Consider the following 17,435-nt stretch of genomic DNA (forward strand, 5'->3'; position numbering starts at 1 on the left):
GTCACCGTTTTATTTGATATCCTTTCCAATATTTTGCCTTGCACACTCTAACTGATCGTTTACGCTGAAAATGTATACAATCAAACTTGAGTGTCGGGCAGGTATAAATATGTTTTCAGGTTGTGGATAAGGTGATTCATGGTGTACTGGGGATATATCCGACAATAAACAAGGCAATGATAGGAAAATAATCCGGTATGGGATGTAAGTGGCCTAATAAAATCGTGTGGTGCCTGGTGTTGATGCTGAGTGGCTGTGTGGCACAGAAACAGGTAATTGATCCTTATTCTGCAAAGCAACAGCGTGACGACATCAGTGCGCGTCAGGGGGGGGAGGCTAAAGTGGAATCTTTGAGCCGGGATATGCAGGAACCAGCTGTCCTCCCTGTCAAAGACTTGCTGATGCCGACCCTGACCTTGATCAATGATCGTATCTATGCTTATGAACAAAAGCTAGAGGTATTAAGAGAACTGCAGGCACAGACCATATCCAGTCCTTCTTCTCAGGAAACGCTGAACGTCATGAGCGATTGCCGGGCACAGTTGCAGAGTGTGCTTGTCGAGTACAATGCCTTGAATCAGCGATTGCTGCAAAAGACAGACTTACAGGCGGCGCAGTTGCTGGCGGCCGATTCTCTTTTGCAGATAAGTGAAAAGGATATCAATTATCTGGAAAGTAGTTGTCAAAGCCTGATGGCGGCCCCTTTGGTTTCCCAACAACAGCTACCTGTCCAGGCTAAGAGCCTGCATGCGGAAGAGCAATTATTGAAAGCTGCTTCGGCAGTAGACGATTATGCAACGGTCATTAGTCATTATGAGCAACTTCCCCTTGAAGCTGGTCAGTTACCTTCCTTTGATACCACTTTTTTATATGGTCAGGCATTACTCAAAACAAGCCGCGAGCCGGAGGCGAGAAAAGTTTTTACTGACCTGTTGAGCGTTATCCGCAAACAAGACCAGGCACAGTGGGAATTTCGTTTGATGCAGCTTATTGGAGATCTTGAATTCGGGCTTGAAATTTTTGATGGTGCAAAAGACAGGTACAAAGAACTGGCTGTTATTTACGAAGGGTTGTCCAGTAAAAATGAATGGGCACTGCAGCAGTTGTCGGCTCTGGACAGGAATATGTATCAGAGTGATGAAGTGAGGTCGTATGCACAGTTGCTTAAAGCCTATTTGGGGTATAACCCGGATCGTGATGGATATGGAGTAGTGGAACAGGCGAAAAAGTATATTGCCGAATATCCTTATTCACCAGTTGCTTCCAATGCAGATTTGGTTCTGGAAAGAGCAAATGAAGAGGCTGATGCCTGGTTAAAGTCGGTTCTTGCCAGAATAGACAGCTTGGTTGAAGAGAAAAAATTTCAGGAAGCGCTTTTGTTGGTTGAACGTGTTCCGCGCGATATTCTCCCGGTTGAAAAACAGGAAATACTGCGCCGGAAAAATGATCAGCTGTTGACTGCAGAATCCATTTCCATTGAAACAAGTCGGTTGGTTCAGGAGCAGGAACTCCAGGAAGAGTGGAATCAGGGGATGCTTCTGCTCGAAGCGCGGGAATATGATCAGGCCATCGAGGTTTTCACGAGCCTGATGGCCTCATCGTACGCTGTTAAAGCGCGTGAACGTATAGATCAGGCTGCCAAACTCGCAGCCAAGGAAGATCGCCAACGGGCAGCTGAAATTTTCATGCGCGCAAACCGTACAGGTGACCGTGAGAGTAAAATAAAATTGCTTTTTGCCTCAAGGAAATTACTGCAGGATATATTAATTAAATATCCACAATCCGGGTTGAGTGATAAGGTAAATCGAAACCTGGTAAGAATAGAGGAAGAGATAAACCGTATAGACCCCACCTTGTTGACAACACCTGTAACCGTAGGTGAGGGTATTACGCCTTAAGACCTGTTAATGCAATAGAAGAAAAGTTAATTGAGTAGCTTGATATACTCAACACCATAGACCGTAACTATTTATAGGAGTATGAAGATTATGGAGAAGAACAGGAATTTGATCATTGGGGGGTTAATTGTATTACTGGTCATTTGCTCTATCTGGGGATCAGTGAGCAATCGAGCAGCCAAGTCGTTGCAACTTGATTTGACTGCCGTTACTGCCGAATTAGATGCTTTGAAAGCTGAAAAGCCGGCTGTTCCGGCTGAGCCTACAATTGTTACAGTCGAGGATCCTCGTGTTAAAGAGCTGGAAGCACAAATTGCAGCATTGCAAGAGAAGAAGCATGCAAAAGGTAGCCAGGCAAAGCAGCTTGAAAACGCCAGAAAAGAACTTGTACAGATCCGTAAAGCCAATAAGCGGTTTGAGGCGCAGATTGCCCAGCAGAATGCAGTAATAAAAAACCTGCAGGATGCAGTGGGTGCAAATAAGAAGCAGGATGAGGCAGCTGTCGAACAAGCAAACGCCTTACGTCAGGAACTGGCCAAATTACAAGATGCAAACGCTGTTGCTGGTCAAAAAATAGAAGAGCTCGTTGCTAACAACGAGAAGACTGTTCAGGAAAAAGAAAAACTGCAGGCAGACATCGTAAAACTGCAGGCTGAAATCAGTGCTGCACAAGAGGTAATAGCTGCAAGCCAAGAGAGGGAAACTGTAGCTGCTGAAGAAGAAAAAGAGCAGGTAGCAAAGCTTACCATAGATATGGAAATGGCCATGGCCCAGATCGTTGGTCTTGAAAATATAGTTGAAGAAAAGAATGCAGCCCTGGAAGAGACCAGTCGTGAGTTGGATCGGATAAAAATCAACATGGATGTTTTGCTCGGCAAAATTGCTGATCAACAGGATGTTCTGCAAGAATTGGAACAAGAAAATAATGAACTTGTACAGGATTTAACCGATAAGAACGAACAGCTTGCTGATTTGCAAGATCAATTGCAGCAGACCCCCCTTCAAGATTAATAGCTAATCTTTTAAGATTTTTTAGGGAGCGACTCATGGTCGCTCCTTTTTTTATGTACGCGGGGCACTTCCCGGTCGTCCAGGTCGTAGGCGGTTGACGTGGCAATTTTTGTATGAAAGCCGGTGCTGATTGTGTGTACTTTGCAACATTTTTTGCATTAGGCGAAATCACAGGTTGCTACAGCTTTACGCAATGTTCTCCAACGCTCAGTTTGTCAGACGTCTTTTTTTCAGTATTTTGGTAATGCATACAATCTATTACCTGGAGTCTTGCTTACCGTCGATCGGAGAATTTTGAGCGTAACGAGGTAAGCGCGACCAGCAGGCAAATGAGGCTCAATGGCAATTATTCAAGACACCTTTGCTTTTCATGTCTCATGCTTGTTTTCGCTGGTATTCAGCCTCCTTTAGATCTACTTGATGGTCATCGTATAAAATTTTTTGCCTTGCGATTTTCTCTTCCTGTATGCGTGTGTTGTAACGTTGCCGACGTAGAAGGAAGAATCTATTTTTGTGGGTTTATCAACATCGTTGATTGATCCTTGGACATTGACAAAGAGCCGGATGTCGCTTACTTCTTTGGCAGTCGTTGCTGAAAAATTGCTGAGCCTATTTACTTGTACTTTGCAGAGGATTTTTTCATGTCGCATATTATCAGTAATATCGTAAATGTAGATGGTTGTACCTTGCACTATCTTGAGGCTGGCGAGCGTGGACAAAAAACCATTGTGCTGCTGCATGGGATGAAGTTCAAGGCAGAGACCTGGCAGGAGCTGGGTACCATGGACTTTCTCGCGAACCAGGGCTTTAGAGTAGTGGCCGTGGATATGCCGGGCTTTGGGCAGAGTCCTGAGTGCGAAAAGACGCCTGTTGAAATGCTGCATGCTTTTCTCAATGTAATGTCGCTCTCACAGGTAACCTTGATTGGCCCCTCCATGGGAGGAAAAATAGCCATAGAATTTGCAATTGCTCATGGGGCAGGTCTCTCGGCATTAGTTCTGGTCGGTGCTGTGGGGGTTGAAGAAAATAGATCCGGGCTTGCCCGGGTACAGGTACCGACGCTTATCGTTTGGGGTGGGGAGGATGCTGTTTCTCCTCTAGCTATGAGCGATATACTTGTTGAAGAACTTGCCGACAACCGGCGAGTGATTTTGGATGGCGCCCCCCATCCCTGTTATCTTGATCAACCTAATCAATGGCATGATGCATTGAAGAAATTCTTATTAAATAAATAATTTACTCTATCCGCTTTGAGCTGACCTAATGGATAAAACCCTAATTATTGCAGAAAAACCGAGCGTCGCCGCAGATATCGTCAAGGCACTTCCCGGTAAATTCACCAAGTCAAAAACGCATTTTGAAAGCAATGATTATATTGTTTCTTATGCCATTGGTCATTTGGTGTCCATAGCCTACCCAGAAGAAATTAATCCTGATTTTCAGAAGTGGACTTTGGATAACCTTCCCATTCTTCCCCATGAATTTCCACTCAAGGTTCTACCTGGGACTAAAGCTCAGTACAATGCACTGAGTAAATTGATCAGAAGACGCGATGTCTCGGTTATCGTTAATGGATGTGATGCCGGCCGGGAAGGTGAACTTATTTTCAAGTATATCCTCAAGCAGTCCTGGACCAATTCAGTCAAAGCCAAACAGATTCGTCGACTTTGGTTACGGTCCATGACCCAGGATGCTATTCGAGATGGAATTGCACATCTGCGTAGTGACGAAGAAATGCATCCTCTTGAAGATACTGCGCTTTGTCGTTCGGAAGCGGATTGGCTTATAGGCATAAACGCTACCAGAGCATTGACGTGCTATAATTCGCGCTTTGGTGGATTTAGAAAAACACCCTGCGGCAGGGTGCAAACCCCGACCCTCTCATTGCTGGTGAAGCGTGAAGCGGAGCGGCGTGCATTTGTTCCCACTACTTATTGGGAATTGCGCGGAAGTTTTGTCTGTGAAGATGTTACATATGAGGGCATCTGGATAGACCCCGATTTTAAAAAGGGTGAGAGTCAACCCCATGGACGACAAAGTCGTATCTGGGATGTCCAAAAGGGTGAAGATATTATCGCCCTTTGTAAAGGGAAACCGGCAGTTATTGAAGAGACAAGCAAGCAGTCAACCAAAGGAGCTCCACCTCTTTATGATTTAACCCTCCTACAAAGGGAGGCCAACAGCCGATTTGGTTTTAGTGCAAAGAATACGCTTGGCCTGGCCCAAGCTTTGTATGAAAAACATAAGCTGATCACCTACCCTCGGACAGACAGCCGTTGCCTGCCGGAGGACTATCTTCCCACTGTCAAAAACGTTGTGGTTGCGCAGCAACAATGGCAATTTGGTAAATTTGCTCGTGAGGCTATTGAGCAAAAATATCTGAAAAAAAATAAGCGAATTTTTAATGACAAAAAAATCAGCGATCACTTTGCCATTATTCCCACCACCGGTTTGGCCAAAACCCTGACAGAGCCGGAGCTGAAGATTTACCAGATGATCGTGCAGCGTTTTCTGGCTGTTTTTTTCCCTCCTGCTGTGTATCACAATACAAGAAGACTTTCCATCGTCGAGGGGGAGACGTTTCTCACTGAAGGGAAAATTTTGGTTAAACCAGGTTGGCGCGCTATTTATGGCGTAGGCAGTACCGGAGGTGAAGGGAATGAATTGCAGACCATTCCAGACGTTGAGGCAGTACACTGTCAGGAGGTGACTGCAGAGAAGAATGAAACCAAGCCACCACCACGTTTTTCAGAAGCAACGCTGCTTTCAGCCATGGAAAACTCAGGCAAATTGGTGGATGACGAAGAACTGGCTGAAGCCATGAAAGAAAGGGGATTGGGGACGCCGGCAACCAGAGCAGCAATTATTGAAAAACTGCTCAATGAAAAATATATTGTCCGCGAACAGCGGGAGCTGGTACCCACCGGAAAAGCGGTTGAACTACTCTCCCTCCTTGAAGCCAGAAATATTGATGTTTTGGCTTCACCGGAACTTACCGGGGAATGGGAGTACAAGCTCAACCGAATCCTTAAAGGCGACATGACCCGCGAACAGTTTATGCAGGAAATCCGAGATATTACCAGTACCATCGTGGAAAAAGTAAAATCCGGTGAAGAAAGCAATATCCGTGAAGCATCGTTTTCTCCGGTAGACGGACGCCGTTTTTTTGAAAATGCAACAGCGTTTGAAGCAGAAGATAAAAAACTGGTTATTCGTAAAGTTCTCGGTGGTCGGGTAATGAGTGAAGAGGAGATTGTTGCTCTTATCAAAGGGAAAACAATTGGCCCCTTTGACGATTTCCGGTCGAAAAAAGGAAAACCATTTGCCGCAGCAGTACGGATTGCCAATTCAAAGGTGGAGTTTCTCTTTGCAGACTCAACTGAAGATCTTGATCTGGCAGAGATTACAGCGCAAGAACCTCTAGGGATTTCACCCGTTGACCAAACCAGAGTGTTTGAAACGCCTGTCGGCTTTTTATCGGAGTCTGCCCTGGAGGGCGATAAAAAGAAAGGCTTGCGCATATCCAAGATGATTTTGGGACGCAGACTTGATGCGGATCATATTAAACAATTGCTTACCAATGGTAAAACGGAGCTCATCACCGGATTTATTTCTAAAAAGAAACGACCGTTTGATGCTTTTCTGCTGCTTGATAACAAGGGGAAAATAAGTTTTGAGTTTCCTCCGAGAAAAAAGCGTACTCGCAAGGGGAGCTCTGAAACCAGTCAAGCCGAGTAGATAAGTGTTTGTGCCGGCAAGGGTATGCATGAATGCATGTAATACCATTAGCAATGCAGCACTAAAACAGGCTGTCCTTATGCTGTGGCAATGTGCCGGGACTGACCAAAAGAACATCTAGCCGGAATAAGGTCTTTTTTTGCACAGGCCTTATTTTCAGAAGTCAGTCATATGGCTGTGTTTTATTTTCTGAAAATGCCTTGATTTGAGAAAAAACAGGACCCAACAGGCTCCTGTACAATACATAATAAACGAGCTGGAAAGGTTCCGGCTCCACGAGGAAAAATGAGAGAGTTAAAAAAAGGATACCAGGAAAAGGGTGGGGAAGAATTAGCTGTTACCGCTGCCCGTATTGCTTCAGATGCCAAGGCCGAGGATATAGTAGTTCTCGATGTTCGTGGGTTATCGTCTTTCACTGATTATTTTGTGATCATGAGTGGTCGCTCAACCCGTCATGTTCAAGGCTTGGCTGAAGCCATTGAACGTGAACTTCGCTCTAAACGGGTGAGCACGAAACATAGTGAAGGGTTACGTGAGGGGCAATGGGTGCTGCTTGATTTCGGTGATATGGTTGCGCACATTTTTTATAAGGAAAGCAGACAGTTTTATGACCTTGAAGGCCTGTGGCATGATGCAGTGCGGATCGATGTCGATCAACTACTGGAAAATCTCCAGTAAAAGGGCATCAACCGGCGGTATCATTTTTTCGATGTGATATGGCAACGGAGATGCATATTGTTTTGTAATTATTTGCAGGTAAACAGCTTTGAAGAAGCAGTTCTTTACAGGGCGTATCGATAGAGGACAGTGAGATGCAATATATAAGCACGCGAGGTGAGGTTGATCCCATAGGATTTCGGGATGCGGTGATGATGGGGCTTGCCAGAGATGGCGGCTTGCTGCTTCCTCAGTTCCTCCCCACTATAGCAGAAGAGAAACTGGAGCAGTGGCAGAACCTGACCTATCAACAGCTTGCGGTTGAGGTTTTGTCTCTTTTTATTGACGATATTCCAAGGCTGGAACTGGAGGAGATGGTTGACCGCTCCTATGCCGCCTTTTCGCACCCGCAGGTTACACCGATAACCAAGAGGGGCGGCCTGTATATTCTGGAGTTGTTTCATGGCCCGACTCTTGCTTTTAAAGACGTGGCCCTGCAATTGCTGGGTAACCTGTTTGAATATCAGCTTGGACGTATTAACGGTCAGATGAACATTCTGGGGGCCACCTCAGGGGATACGGGCAGTGCTGCAATTGCCGGTGTTCGCGGCAAAAAGGGGATCAATATTTTCATTCTCCATCCCCATGAGCGGACAAGTCCTATCCAGGCTCTGCAGATGACCACTGTGCTTGATCCAAATGTGTTTAACATGGCTGTTCGCGGTACTTTTGATGATGCCCAGGCCATGGTGAAAACCCTTTTTAACGATCTTGCCTTTAAAGATGCCTATCACCTTGGGGCTATTAACTCCATTAACTGGGCCAGGGTACTCGCTCAGGTGGTCTATTACATTTATGCTTTTTTAAAATTACTGAAGCGCGGGGAAAGCAGTGTCGATTTTTCGGTGCCCACCGGTAACTTCGGCGATATTTTTGCAGGTTATGTGGCGAAACGGTTATTGCCCAAAGGGTGCATCAATGCGCTTATCCTTGCGACCAATGCCAATAATCTTTTAACTCGTTTTGTTACAGGGGGAGATTATTCAAAAGGAAGTGTCGTTGCCACCAGCAGTCCTTCGATGGATATCCAGATAGCCTCTAATTTTGAAAGGTACCTCTATTACTTAAGAGATGAAAACGGCCGACAAGTCAAGCAGGATATGGCTGATTTTGCAGACACAGGTGCCTTGGATTTAAGTGGTTTGAAGAGCCAGGTGGACCAGGATTTTCTTTCCCGCTCTGTTTCCGAGGAGGAGACCTTGGCTATGATCAGGGATTTTCACAACCAGGAACAGTACCTCCTTGACCCTCATACGGCTGTAGGCGTGAAGGCTGCATTGGAATGCGCAGATAACAAGCGACCTGTGGTCTGTCTTGCCACCGCTCATCCCGCAAAATTTGGTGCTGCTGTGATGGCGGCTATCGGAGAGGAGCCGCAATTACCGCCGGCATTGGCTGATTTAGTCGGTAAAGAAAGCCGATGTGAGATTATTGATGCTGATCCGGAGCTTGTCCGTTCCTATATCAAGCAGAACGGGCTCCAATGATTGGTATGGATCAGTACCGGCAGCAGGTAGAGGAAGCAGTTGCTTTTCTTCGGCAGCGGCTGCCGCGCATGCCGGAGGTTATTATCCAGTTGGGAACCGGATTAAGCGGACTTGTACCGGCCATGGATGATGTGGTCGATTTTTCCTACGAAGAGCTGCCCCATTTCCCGCGTTCAACGGTTGCCACCCACGCAGGTAATCTGATCTGTGGTCGACTTGGTGGGCAGGACGTCGCCATACTCCAGGGTAGATTTCATTATTATGAAGGGTACTCCACCAAAGAGGTGACCTTTCCCGTCCGCGTTCTTTCTCAGCTTGGCGCCCGTATGGCCCTGATTACCAATGCCAGCGGAGGGTTGAACAGTACATATAAGCCTGGGACGATCATGATTATGGCAGATCATATCAATCTCCTTCCTGAAAATCCCCTGCGTGGACCAAATATTGATCACTGGGGGGAGCGATTTCCTGATCTTTCCTGCCCCTATGCTCCCGCCTTGCAGCAGAAAGCATTGGCTGCAGCAGCTGCAACTGATATTGGCGATGTCTGTACGGGAACCTACATATGCATCCCTGGACCCAGCTTGGAGACTCCGGCTGAAACTCGTTATTTGAAGATGATCGGTGCCGATGCCGTTGGCATGTCTTCTGTGCCGGAGGTAATTGTTGCCCTTCATGCGGGGATGGAGGTTCTTGGGCTGTCTGTGGTTGCCAATGTCAATGATCCTGATAATTTTCAACCAATACTGCTGGACGATATTGTGGAGGCCGCTGAAAAGGCAGGTCCTCGGTTACGAACGTTGCTGGTTTCTTTTTTGTCGGAGCTCTGAGGATGAACAAAAAAACTGTGGATTTGATTCTGAGTGGTCGCTACCTGCTGATCCTGGATAAGAAGGATACTATTGTTGAACAGGGAGCACTGGCGATCAACGATGGGGTCATCGTCGCCCGAGGAAAGACCGAGGAAATCGGTGCAACCTACAGAGCCAGACATATCATAGCTGAAGAGCATGGGTTGATAATGCCCGGTCTCGTCAATACCCATACCCATGCTGCCATGTCTTGCTTCAGGGGACTCGCAGATGATTTACCGCTCATGCAGTGGCTCCAGGAGTATATCTTTCCTGTTGAGGCTACCCTGTCTGGTGATATGGTGTACAGTGCCACCTTGCTCTCATTGTGTGAAATGATCAAGTCCGGGACTACTTCTTTTTGCGATATGTATCTTTTTGCCGCCGATGTGTGTCGTGCTGTGGAGCAGTCAGGTATGCGTGCCTGGGTAGGAGAGGTACTGTATGATTTCCCTTCACCAAATTATGGTGAACTTGCAAACGGTTTTGCCTACACCCAAGAGCTGCTTGCGCAGTACCGTAATCATGATTTGATCCGGATAACCATCGATCCTCATGCTGTGTATACATGTTCGCCTGAATTGCTGGTGCGTTTGGGCAACATGGCCAGAGACAATGACCTCCTGTACCATGTCCATCTTGCTGAAAACAGTGATGAGGTTAATACCTGTAAAGAACGTTACGGGTGTTCGCCTGTCCAGCACTTGGAAAAACTTGGTCTTTTAGACGAACACGTAGTGGCTGCTCACTGCGTGATGGTAACGGATGATGAAATTGAGCTTATGGCAGAAAGAGGAGTGAAGGTCGCCCACTGTCCGGAATCGAACCTGAAGTTAGCATCAGGTGTGGCGCCTGTACCAAAACTCATCGATCAAGGAGTTACTGTGGGTATCGGTACCGATGGTGCCGCTTCCAATAACGATGTTGATATGTTTGGTGAGATGAATACAGCTGCCAAGGTACACAAAGTCACCTCTATGGATCCCACAACCATGGATGCTGTTTCGACTCTTCGAGCCGGTACCATGGGGGGGGCCGCGGTGCTTGGTGCAGACAAGGTGATTGGATCACTTGAGGTTGGGAAAAAAGCTGACTGCATTGTCATTGACCTTGATCAGCCCCATCTGACTCCTCTGTATAACCCTGTTTCCCATCTTGTGTATGCGGCCAGAGGCGGCGATGTTATTCATTCTGTTATCAATGGCAGGGTAGTGATGGAAGACCGTCAATTGCTCACTCTCGATGAAAATGCTATTATACGAAAAATACAGGAAATGGCGTTGGGAATCAGCAAGCAAAGGAATGTCGGTTGACAGTGTATAGCTTGAAATGCTATTGTTGTCGGATTTAACAGTAAAGTAAACTTCAAAGAGGTAGCCCCTATGTTCGGTCTTGGAATGCCCGAATTGATAATTATTCTTGTCATTATCGTTATCATTTTTGGTGCAGGTAAACTGCCTGAAATTGGAAGTGGAATAGGCAAGGGCATTAAAAATTTTAAAGATGCCACCAAGCAGGAAAAAGAATCAAAATCCATTGAAGAAGATAAAAAAGATCCTGAAGCGTAAGTAGATGAGTTTGTAACTGCTTGTTTTAGGGAGGACAGTCATGTTTGGATTAGGTACACCAGAACTTCTGGTAATTTTTGGTATAGCGTTTCTTATTTTTGGTGGGAAAAAACTACCGGAAATCGGTGCTGGTCTTGGTAAGGCGATTGGTTCCTTTAAAAATGGTCTTAATGAGGTTGAGGACATGGGACTGGATATTAAAAAAAACCTGCCTGGGGTGAAAGAAGTTACCGCAATGCAGGACAAAGTGGACAAGGCAAAGAATATATCCAAAGTGCTTACCAAATAATTTTTTAATCTCCTTGTCGGCAGCCCCCTCACGGAAATCTTCATTTTTGTAGCTCAATATGTTCTATTGAGATAAAATCCTTCAAAATTGTTACCAGAGGTTCTGGTAACAATTTGTTCTTATGGAGGGCTCCCTTTCCTCTTGACAAGGTTGCAGTGTTTCTGTAACTTTTCATGCTTGCAACTCAGCTTAACTTCATGAGACATCCCCTGTCTCTGGAATTACATCTGCTTGTATTGTATCGCCAGTTTTCCTGGTCAAATCCGCTTCCAAGAATGACTTTTCAGGAGTAATGCATGTGCCGATTAGCTCTAAAAAGCGCAGATGAACCGTTTTCCCCATACGAAGTCCTGACTGCCATGGAGGCCATGCAGGAAGGATATGATGGCAGTGGCCTAGGGCTACTGCTGCGTGGAATCGAGTTTGAAGATTTTAAACTGCACCCCCGTCATGTTATTTTATCCGGGATAGCCCATACAGAAAGGGCCCTGAATCGCATGGCTGACTATATGACTGATTCAGGATATGATTTTCGATATCAACATGATTTTGAACGTCGTAAAGGTATAATTGATGAACGGTCACGAGGTCGATTTAAATATGTTGTCAGGGTCTACAGAGTACCGGAGAGATGGAAAAGCCTGACCAAAAAAGAGCAGGAAGCCGAGCTGCTTGCCACCCGTCTTGCCCTACGCAAAGACGGGGAAGATCATGGTGGCGATTTAACAGTTTTTTCACTCTGGAATGATGTTATCACGATTAAAGAAGTAGGATGGCCGCTCCAGGTCGGCAACGGCCTCAGTCTTGATGATAACAGGATCAGGGCTAGGGTGGTTATGGCCCAAGGGAGGCAGAATACCAACTATGGTATTAATCTTTATGCATGCCATCCCTTCTTTATCCAGGGAATTTCGACCATGACCAACGGTGAAAATACTGCTTTTATCCCCGTCAAGGAATACCTGGAAGGTCGTGAGGTTCCCGGTTATTTGGGATACCACAGTGATTCGGAGGTTTTTGCCCATATTCTTCACTACGTAACCAAAGTCCTTGGTCTGCCGCTTGAAGTATATAAACATGTTATTACTCCCCTTAAAACAGAAGAACTTGACAGGCATCCACAGGGCGAATTCCTTAAAGGATTGCGCACTGCCTGTCGCCGCCTTATAATCGATGGCCCGAACGCGGTGATTGGAACCTTGCCCGATGAAACCTGTTTGTTGGTTATGGATCAGAAGAAACTGCGGCCTGCAACTGTCGGTGGTCGGCCCGGAGCCTGGGCCATCGCGTCAGAAATGTGCGGCGTAGATGCCCTTGTACCTGATCGCGATCCATCTTTAGATTTCCAGCCCATGCGGGAGCATACAGTTATCATTCCACCTGAACGAAAGGAACTTACAATATGGTCTCAGTTCGATCCATTTTCACTAGCCCAAGCAGCTTAACTTATCATGACCTTCCCTGGGTCATCAAACACCGCGAAGACCGCTGCACTCTTTGTGGCAGGTGTACTTCTGTCTGTCCGGTTGGTGCTATTTACCTTACTTACAGGCGCCAGCGAGTACCCAAGCTTGATGTACTCAAGAAAAAAAGAGGGAATGAATACCGACATTTCGTAGGTATTCGCCAACAGACAGATATTGCCAAACGATGCATCGGTTGCGGCATGTGCTCCATGGTCTGTCCCAACGAAGCCATTGGCCCGGAGCCCAATCAAAATGAGAATCGATCCCACTTTATCCATAACCAAAAGGGTGAGGCATATAAAAGGGGGGGGCGACGGAATTCGACCGGGGCAACGATTCTAGATCGTATCTCTTTTGATCGTATCTCCATGTTGACTGATCCTGCTCTGGATGCGGGGCGCCACGAATTTAACTACAATACAATTCTTGGCAGGGTGCTTTCCCCTGAAGATTATTTAAAGAAAAAAGCTACCGGAGAATGGATTCCGCCGACCAGGGAAGTTTTTCCTTTTATCATCGGTTCCATGTCTTTTGGTGCTCTTTCTCCTAATATGTGGTTGGGGTTGTTACAAGGTGTTGCTTACTGTAACGAAGTGCTTGGAATTCCGGTGGTAATGGCCACCGGTGAGGGGGGCTGTCCCCCATGGGTTCTGAAGTCGCCGTTTTTGAAATATATTATTCTCCAGATCGCGTCCGGTTACTTCGGGTGGGATGAAATTATTCGTGCGATTCCTGAAATGCAATGCGATCCGGCTGCTATTGAGATTAAGTACGGTCAGGGAGCCAAACCAGGCGATGGCGGCTTGTTGATGTGGTTTAAAGTCAGTAAGTTGATAGCCCGTCTGCGTGGTGTGCCTGAAGGTGTTGACTTACCCTCACCACCGGTACACCAGACACTCTATTCCATTGAAGAGAGTGTCATGAAAATGATCCAGACCATGTCCATGGCTTTTGGTTTTCGCGTACCGGTGTATCCGAAAATTTCCGGCTCTACTTCAGCCAAGGCCGTGCTGAACAACCTGGTTCGTAATCCATATGCCTCTGGTTTGATGATCGACGGTATTGATGGGGGGACAGGAGCTGCCTATGATGTGAGTATGCAGGCCACCGGACACCCTGTAGCTTCCAATCTGAGGGAATGCTATCTCGACCTTGTTGCGCAGGGGAAACAAAATGAAATTCCTCTTTTTGCAGCTGGTGGAGTGGGTAAAAATGGGAATGTTACCCAGAACGGTATGGCATTGATCATGCTCGGCGCTTCAGGCGTACACGTAGGCAAGTACATAATGCAGTCTGCTGCCGGATGTCTCGGTAATGAACTTGGGCGCTGTAATGTGTGCAACACAGGTATTTGCCCCAAAGGGATTACCAGTCAGAATGAAAAATTGTATCGTAGGCTCGATCCCGATGACGTGGCGCAGCGGGTGGCCGATACCTTCATGGGTATTCGTACCGAGATGAAAAAAATAATGGCACCACTCGGTCGATCACAGAGTTTGCCCATAGGTATGTCCGATGCCCTTGGAATTGATGATGCCGCCGCTGCTGAACGGCTGAAAATTAATTATATCTGTTGATCGAAAATACTATGAGTCAAGAAAATACAAATGTAATTACCGTTCCAGGTAAGGATAAAGACAATCAGCGCATTTCCTCGAAAGTCTTTGAGGAAGAGGTTCGCGGCGCTGCAGCTGCTTGTGACCGGCTGATCCTTGAATCTTTTGGTCAACATAATATTGGTTTGCGGCTTGGAACAAAGCAGCGGCCCGTGCATCTGACGGTTAAAGGGCCGGTTGGGCAGCGACTTGGTTGTATGGGGCAGCCCGGAGCAACCATTATCTGTGAAGGATCTGCCTCGGATGATGTTGGTTACCTTAATATTGGTGCCGACATCGTCGTCAAAGGGGACGCAACCAATGGCGTCTGCAATGCCATGGCCGCCGGACGAGTCATGATTGGTGGGTCAATCGGTGCCCGCGGTCTGACCATGACCAAGTGGAATCCGGATTATGAAAAACCCGAGATGTGGGTACTTGGTTCTGTCGGTGATACCTTTGCCGAGTTTAACTGCGGTGGTGTTGGCGTCATTTGCGGGGTTGAACCTAGAAATCCGGAGAATGTTCTCGGATATCGTCCCTGTGTCGGCATGGTCGGCGGCAAAATATTCTACCGTGGACAGACCGATGACACGTATTCGAGAACTAATGCCAAGCTTTCCGATCCGACTGATAGTGACTGGGAATGGCTGATTGCAAATTTACCGGGTTACCTGGAATCCATAGAACGACCTGAGCTTTTGGAGATGTTGTCAGTCCGGGAGGAATGGCAGGTTCTTGACGCTATCACCCCGCAGGAAAGGGCACTGATGTTCTCTGGACCAATGCCTATGGAAGAGTTTCGCAGGCGTATCTGGATGCAAGGCTTTGATGGAGGAGACCCGCTGCGGGATCTTGCTCCTGCCCTTGAAAGAAGCGTTATCGGGGTGGTTGAAACAGGGGATATGCGTCGTAAAAAGCCTTACTGGGCAAATCGCGATTCAGCAGCACCCTGTACATTTTATTGTCCCATTCATATTCCTACCATTGACCGGTTGCGGCTGATAAGGGAAGGGCGAAACGAAGAAGCCTATGAAATGCTGCTTCGGTATACTCCTTTTCCTGCCTCTGTATGCGGGACAATCTGTCCGAACCTCTGCATTCAGAACTGTTCCCGGGAAAAAATAGATTACAGCATAGATGTCTCCGTTCTTGGGCGGGCTGTTCAACGGGTTGACCCGCCTGAGCCTGAACCTTCCATCAACGCTAAAGTCGCTGTCATTGGAGGTGGTCCGGCTGGTATGGCCGTAGCTTGGCATCTTGCTCAGCACGGTATACGAGCGGATATTTTCGAGCAGGATAAAGTGCTTGGTGGAAAACTAGCGCAAACCATTCCCTGGGAGCGGCTTTCTAAAGCAGTCTGGGAGATGGAGGTTGAACGTTTTCTTAAATATGAAAATATCCATGTCAATCTGGGCGTCAGTTTAACCAAAGAAAAGGTTGAAGAACTGAAAGAGCAGTATGATTATGTGGTCATTGGTGTGGGAGCGCATCTGCCTAAAACCCTGTCATTCCCAGGGCATGAAAAGGTGATCCCAGCCCTTGATTATCTTAAGGCGGCAAAAAGCGATACCCCGATGGTGACCGGTAAACAGGTGGTCATAATCGGTGCCGGCAATGTCGGCTGTGATGTGGCGGCAGAGGCGTATCGCCTTGGGGCTGAGCAGGTTACTCTGGTTGATATCCAAAAGCCACTTGCTTTCGGCAAGGAACGGGAAGCAGCCGAGGCTCTTGGCGCAACCTTTCAATGGCCTGTAATGACGCAAGAAGTGACCGATGAGGGATTGATAACCAACGATGGTACGCTGATACCTGCACAAACTGTGATTATCTCCATTGGGGATATTCCCACGTTGCCGTTTTTGCCTGATTCAGTTGAGGTGGTTAATGTCGCCGGCGGTTCCTGGATTAAGAGCGATGAGACTGGTCGTACCAGTGATGAAAAAATATTTGCTGTTGGTGACGTAGAACGTCCAGGGCTTGCTACCAATGCCCTTGGTGCGGGAAAACGTACTGCAGAATTTATTGTCGCTGAAATCAAGGGAGAACCATGGCTTCCTTTTAACAAGCGGTTAATAAAATATGAAGATCTCACCATTGCCCATTATGATCCGGAAAGAGATAAGGCTATTACGGAGGATCAGCAGGCGGCGAGATGTCTGAGTTGCGGCTCCTGTCGGGATTGTCATCTGTGTGAAACTATCTGTCCCACTAATGCTATTTCAAGGCAGGAAAAGAAGATGGGAGCTGATGGGGTTGACTATGAGTATGTCTCTGATGATAACAAATGTATTGCCTGCGGCTTCTGTGCAGATACCTGTCCTTGCGGCATCTGGGTCATGCAACCCTTCTGATTGATATCGCTTTCAACTGGGGCGCACCTCCAAAATTCTTATTCAGCCCTTTTTTGCCGTAATGTGCAAAAAAGGGCTTTTTTTATGTCTTTTTCACGATTCGCATTACGACCTTGTATTTTTTACCGTCAAGATCTTTAGGCAGGGTCATTCCGTTAGGAACCAATAGGGTCAAGACTTGTCCGTTGTGAGGATCCTGCCTGAATTGCTTGCGCCTCTCTTCACCGGCCGGTCGTGTTATTTGTTTGCGCGGAGGTCTGACATTAAGGATTTCAGCTTCCACGCTAATGGAGTTGGTATCGGTTTTTTTAACTGGTGGTCCAATAGGTTGAACTTGTCCGATAATGATATCTACCATGGTCCCTTCTCCAAAGATGTAGAGTTGCGAGTATGTTAAAATTATATCGGTTATCGCTTTAATTTGCCCTAATTATTTTATGGTTGACATATGATCACCTCGG

The 17,435-nt window shown here is 46.8% G+C and carries 14 protein-coding genes; 13 read left to right on the forward strand and 1 reads right to left on the reverse strand.

Going from position 1 to position 17,435, the window contains the following annotated elements:
• Positions 1-197: 197 nt before the first annotated feature.
• The 13 genes from JWH17_RS02870 (at position 198) to JWH17_RS02930 (ending at position 16,974) form a co-directional block, all read left to right on the forward strand.
• Positions 198-1,898: a hypothetical protein gene (locus tag JWH17_RS02870; protein ID WP_205221046.1), complete on the forward strand. Its 1,701-nt coding sequence runs from the start codon at positions 198-200 to the stop codon at positions 1,896-1,898.
• A 90-nt stretch (positions 1,899-1,988) separates the two neighbouring features.
• Complete coding sequence (locus tag JWH17_RS02875) at positions 1,989-2,909, forward strand: coiled-coil domain-containing protein (RefSeq protein WP_205221047.1); 921 nt, start codon at positions 1,989-1,991, stop codon at positions 2,907-2,909.
• Between the two features lie 641 nt (positions 2,910-3,550).
• Positions 3,551-4,144: an alpha/beta fold hydrolase gene (locus JWH17_RS02880; protein ID WP_205221048.1), complete on the forward strand. Its 594-nt coding sequence runs from the start codon at positions 3,551-3,553 to the stop codon at positions 4,142-4,144.
• A 28-nt stretch (positions 4,145-4,172) separates the two neighbouring features.
• A complete protein-coding gene (locus JWH17_RS02885; RefSeq protein WP_205221049.1) occupies positions 4,173-6,647 on the forward strand; it encodes a DNA topoisomerase III in 2,475 nt (824 codons plus the stop codon).
• Between the two features lie 285 nt (positions 6,648-6,932).
• Positions 6,933-7,325 (forward strand): ribosome silencing factor, encoded by a 393-nt coding sequence (gene rsfS, locus JWH17_RS02890; RefSeq protein ID WP_205221050.1) that lies wholly within the window; start codon positions 6,933-6,935, stop codon positions 7,323-7,325.
• 134 nt (positions 7,326-7,459) lie between these two features.
• Positions 7,460-8,851: a threonine synthase gene (gene thrC, locus JWH17_RS02895; RefSeq protein ID WP_205221051.1), complete on the forward strand. Its 1,392-nt coding sequence runs from the start codon at positions 7,460-7,462 to the stop codon at positions 8,849-8,851.
• Entirely contained in the window at positions 8,848-9,681 is an 834-nt protein-coding gene (locus JWH17_RS02900; protein WP_205221052.1) for a purine-nucleoside phosphorylase, read from the forward strand. The genes thrC and JWH17_RS02900 overlap by 4 nt, the downstream gene beginning before the upstream one ends.
• 2 nt (positions 9,682-9,683) lie before the next feature.
• A complete protein-coding gene (locus JWH17_RS02905; protein WP_205221053.1) occupies positions 9,684-11,015 on the forward strand; it encodes an amidohydrolase family protein in 1,332 nt (443 codons plus the stop codon).
• 69 nt (positions 11,016-11,084) lie between these two features.
• Positions 11,085-11,270 (forward strand): twin-arginine translocase TatA/TatE family subunit, encoded by a 186-nt coding sequence (gene tatA, locus JWH17_RS02910; RefSeq protein WP_205221054.1) that lies wholly within the window; start codon positions 11,085-11,087, stop codon positions 11,268-11,270.
• 40 nt (positions 11,271-11,310) lie between these two features.
• Positions 11,311-11,559, forward strand: coding sequence for a twin-arginine translocase TatA/TatE family subunit (gene tatA, locus JWH17_RS02915; protein ID WP_205221055.1), 249 nt, complete (start codon positions 11,311-11,313; stop codon positions 11,557-11,559).
• A gap of 296 nt (positions 11,560-11,855) precedes the next feature.
• Positions 11,856-13,004 carry a class II glutamine amidotransferase domain-containing protein gene (locus JWH17_RS02920; protein WP_205221056.1) on the forward strand — a complete coding sequence of 383 codons (1,149 nt, stop codon included), beginning with the start codon at positions 11,856-11,858 and terminating at the stop codon, positions 13,002-13,004.
• A complete protein-coding gene (locus JWH17_RS02925; RefSeq protein WP_205221057.1) occupies positions 12,962-14,602 on the forward strand; it encodes a glutamate synthase-related protein in 1,641 nt (546 codons plus the stop codon). Before JWH17_RS02920 ends, JWH17_RS02925 begins: the two co-directional genes overlap by 43 nt.
• Before the next feature lie 11 nt (positions 14,603-14,613).
• Positions 14,614-16,974 carry an FAD-dependent oxidoreductase gene (locus JWH17_RS02930; RefSeq protein WP_205221058.1) on the forward strand — a complete coding sequence of 787 codons (2,361 nt, stop codon included), beginning with the start codon at positions 14,614-14,616 and terminating at the stop codon, positions 16,972-16,974.
• An 82-nt stretch (positions 16,975-17,056) separates the two neighbouring features.
• Here the strand turns inward: JWH17_RS02930 and JWH17_RS02935 are convergent, their stop codons facing one another.
• Complete coding sequence (locus JWH17_RS02935) at positions 17,057-17,332, reverse strand: hypothetical protein (protein WP_205221059.1); 276 nt, start codon at positions 17,330-17,332, stop codon at positions 17,057-17,059.
• Positions 17,333-17,435 lie beyond the last annotated feature (103 nt).

The sequence above is a fragment of the Desulfogranum marinum genome (genome assembly GCF_016918565.1).
Taxonomy (GTDB): domain Bacteria; phylum Desulfobacterota; class Desulfobulbia; order Desulfobulbales; family Desulfobulbaceae; genus Desulfogranum; species Desulfogranum marinum.

What these genes read in the sequence shown, in the direction of transcription:
- JWH17_RS02870 (WP_205221046.1), top strand. Translation starts at nt 198, where the DNA reads ATGGGATGTAAGTGGCCTAATAAAATCGTGTGGTGCCTGGTGTTGATG.
- JWH17_RS02875 (WP_205221047.1), top strand. Translation starts at nt 1,989, where the DNA reads ATGGAGAAGAACAGGAATTTGATCATTGGGGGGTTAATTGTATTACTG.
- JWH17_RS02880 (WP_205221048.1), top strand. Translation starts at nt 3,551, where the DNA reads ATGTCGCATATTATCAGTAATATCGTAAATGTAGATGGTTGTACCTTG.
- JWH17_RS02885 (WP_205221049.1), top strand. Translation starts at nt 4,173, where the DNA reads ATGGATAAAACCCTAATTATTGCAGAAAAACCGAGCGTCGCCGCAGAT.
- rsfS (WP_205221050.1), top strand. Translation starts at nt 6,933, where the DNA reads ATGAGAGAGTTAAAAAAAGGATACCAGGAAAAGGGTGGGGAAGAATTA.
- thrC (WP_205221051.1), top strand. Translation starts at nt 7,460, where the DNA reads ATGCAATATATAAGCACGCGAGGTGAGGTTGATCCCATAGGATTTCGG.
- JWH17_RS02900 (WP_205221052.1), top strand. Translation starts at nt 8,848, where the DNA reads ATGATTGGTATGGATCAGTACCGGCAGCAGGTAGAGGAAGCAGTTGCT.
- JWH17_RS02905 (WP_205221053.1), top strand. Translation starts at nt 9,684, where the DNA reads ATGAACAAAAAAACTGTGGATTTGATTCTGAGTGGTCGCTACCTGCTG.
- tatA (WP_205221054.1), top strand. Translation starts at nt 11,085, where the DNA reads ATGTTCGGTCTTGGAATGCCCGAATTGATAATTATTCTTGTCATTATC.
- tatA (WP_205221055.1), top strand. Translation starts at nt 11,311, where the DNA reads ATGTTTGGATTAGGTACACCAGAACTTCTGGTAATTTTTGGTATAGCG.
- JWH17_RS02920 (WP_205221056.1), top strand. Translation starts at nt 11,856, where the DNA reads ATGTGCCGATTAGCTCTAAAAAGCGCAGATGAACCGTTTTCCCCATAC.
- JWH17_RS02925 (WP_205221057.1), top strand. Translation starts at nt 12,962, where the DNA reads ATGGTCTCAGTTCGATCCATTTTCACTAGCCCAAGCAGCTTAACTTAT.
- JWH17_RS02930 (WP_205221058.1), top strand. Translation starts at nt 14,614, where the DNA reads ATGAGTCAAGAAAATACAAATGTAATTACCGTTCCAGGTAAGGATAAA.
- JWH17_RS02935 (WP_205221059.1), bottom strand. Translation starts at nt 17,332, where the DNA reads ATGGTAGATATCATTATCGGACAAGTTCAACCTATTGGACCACCAGTT.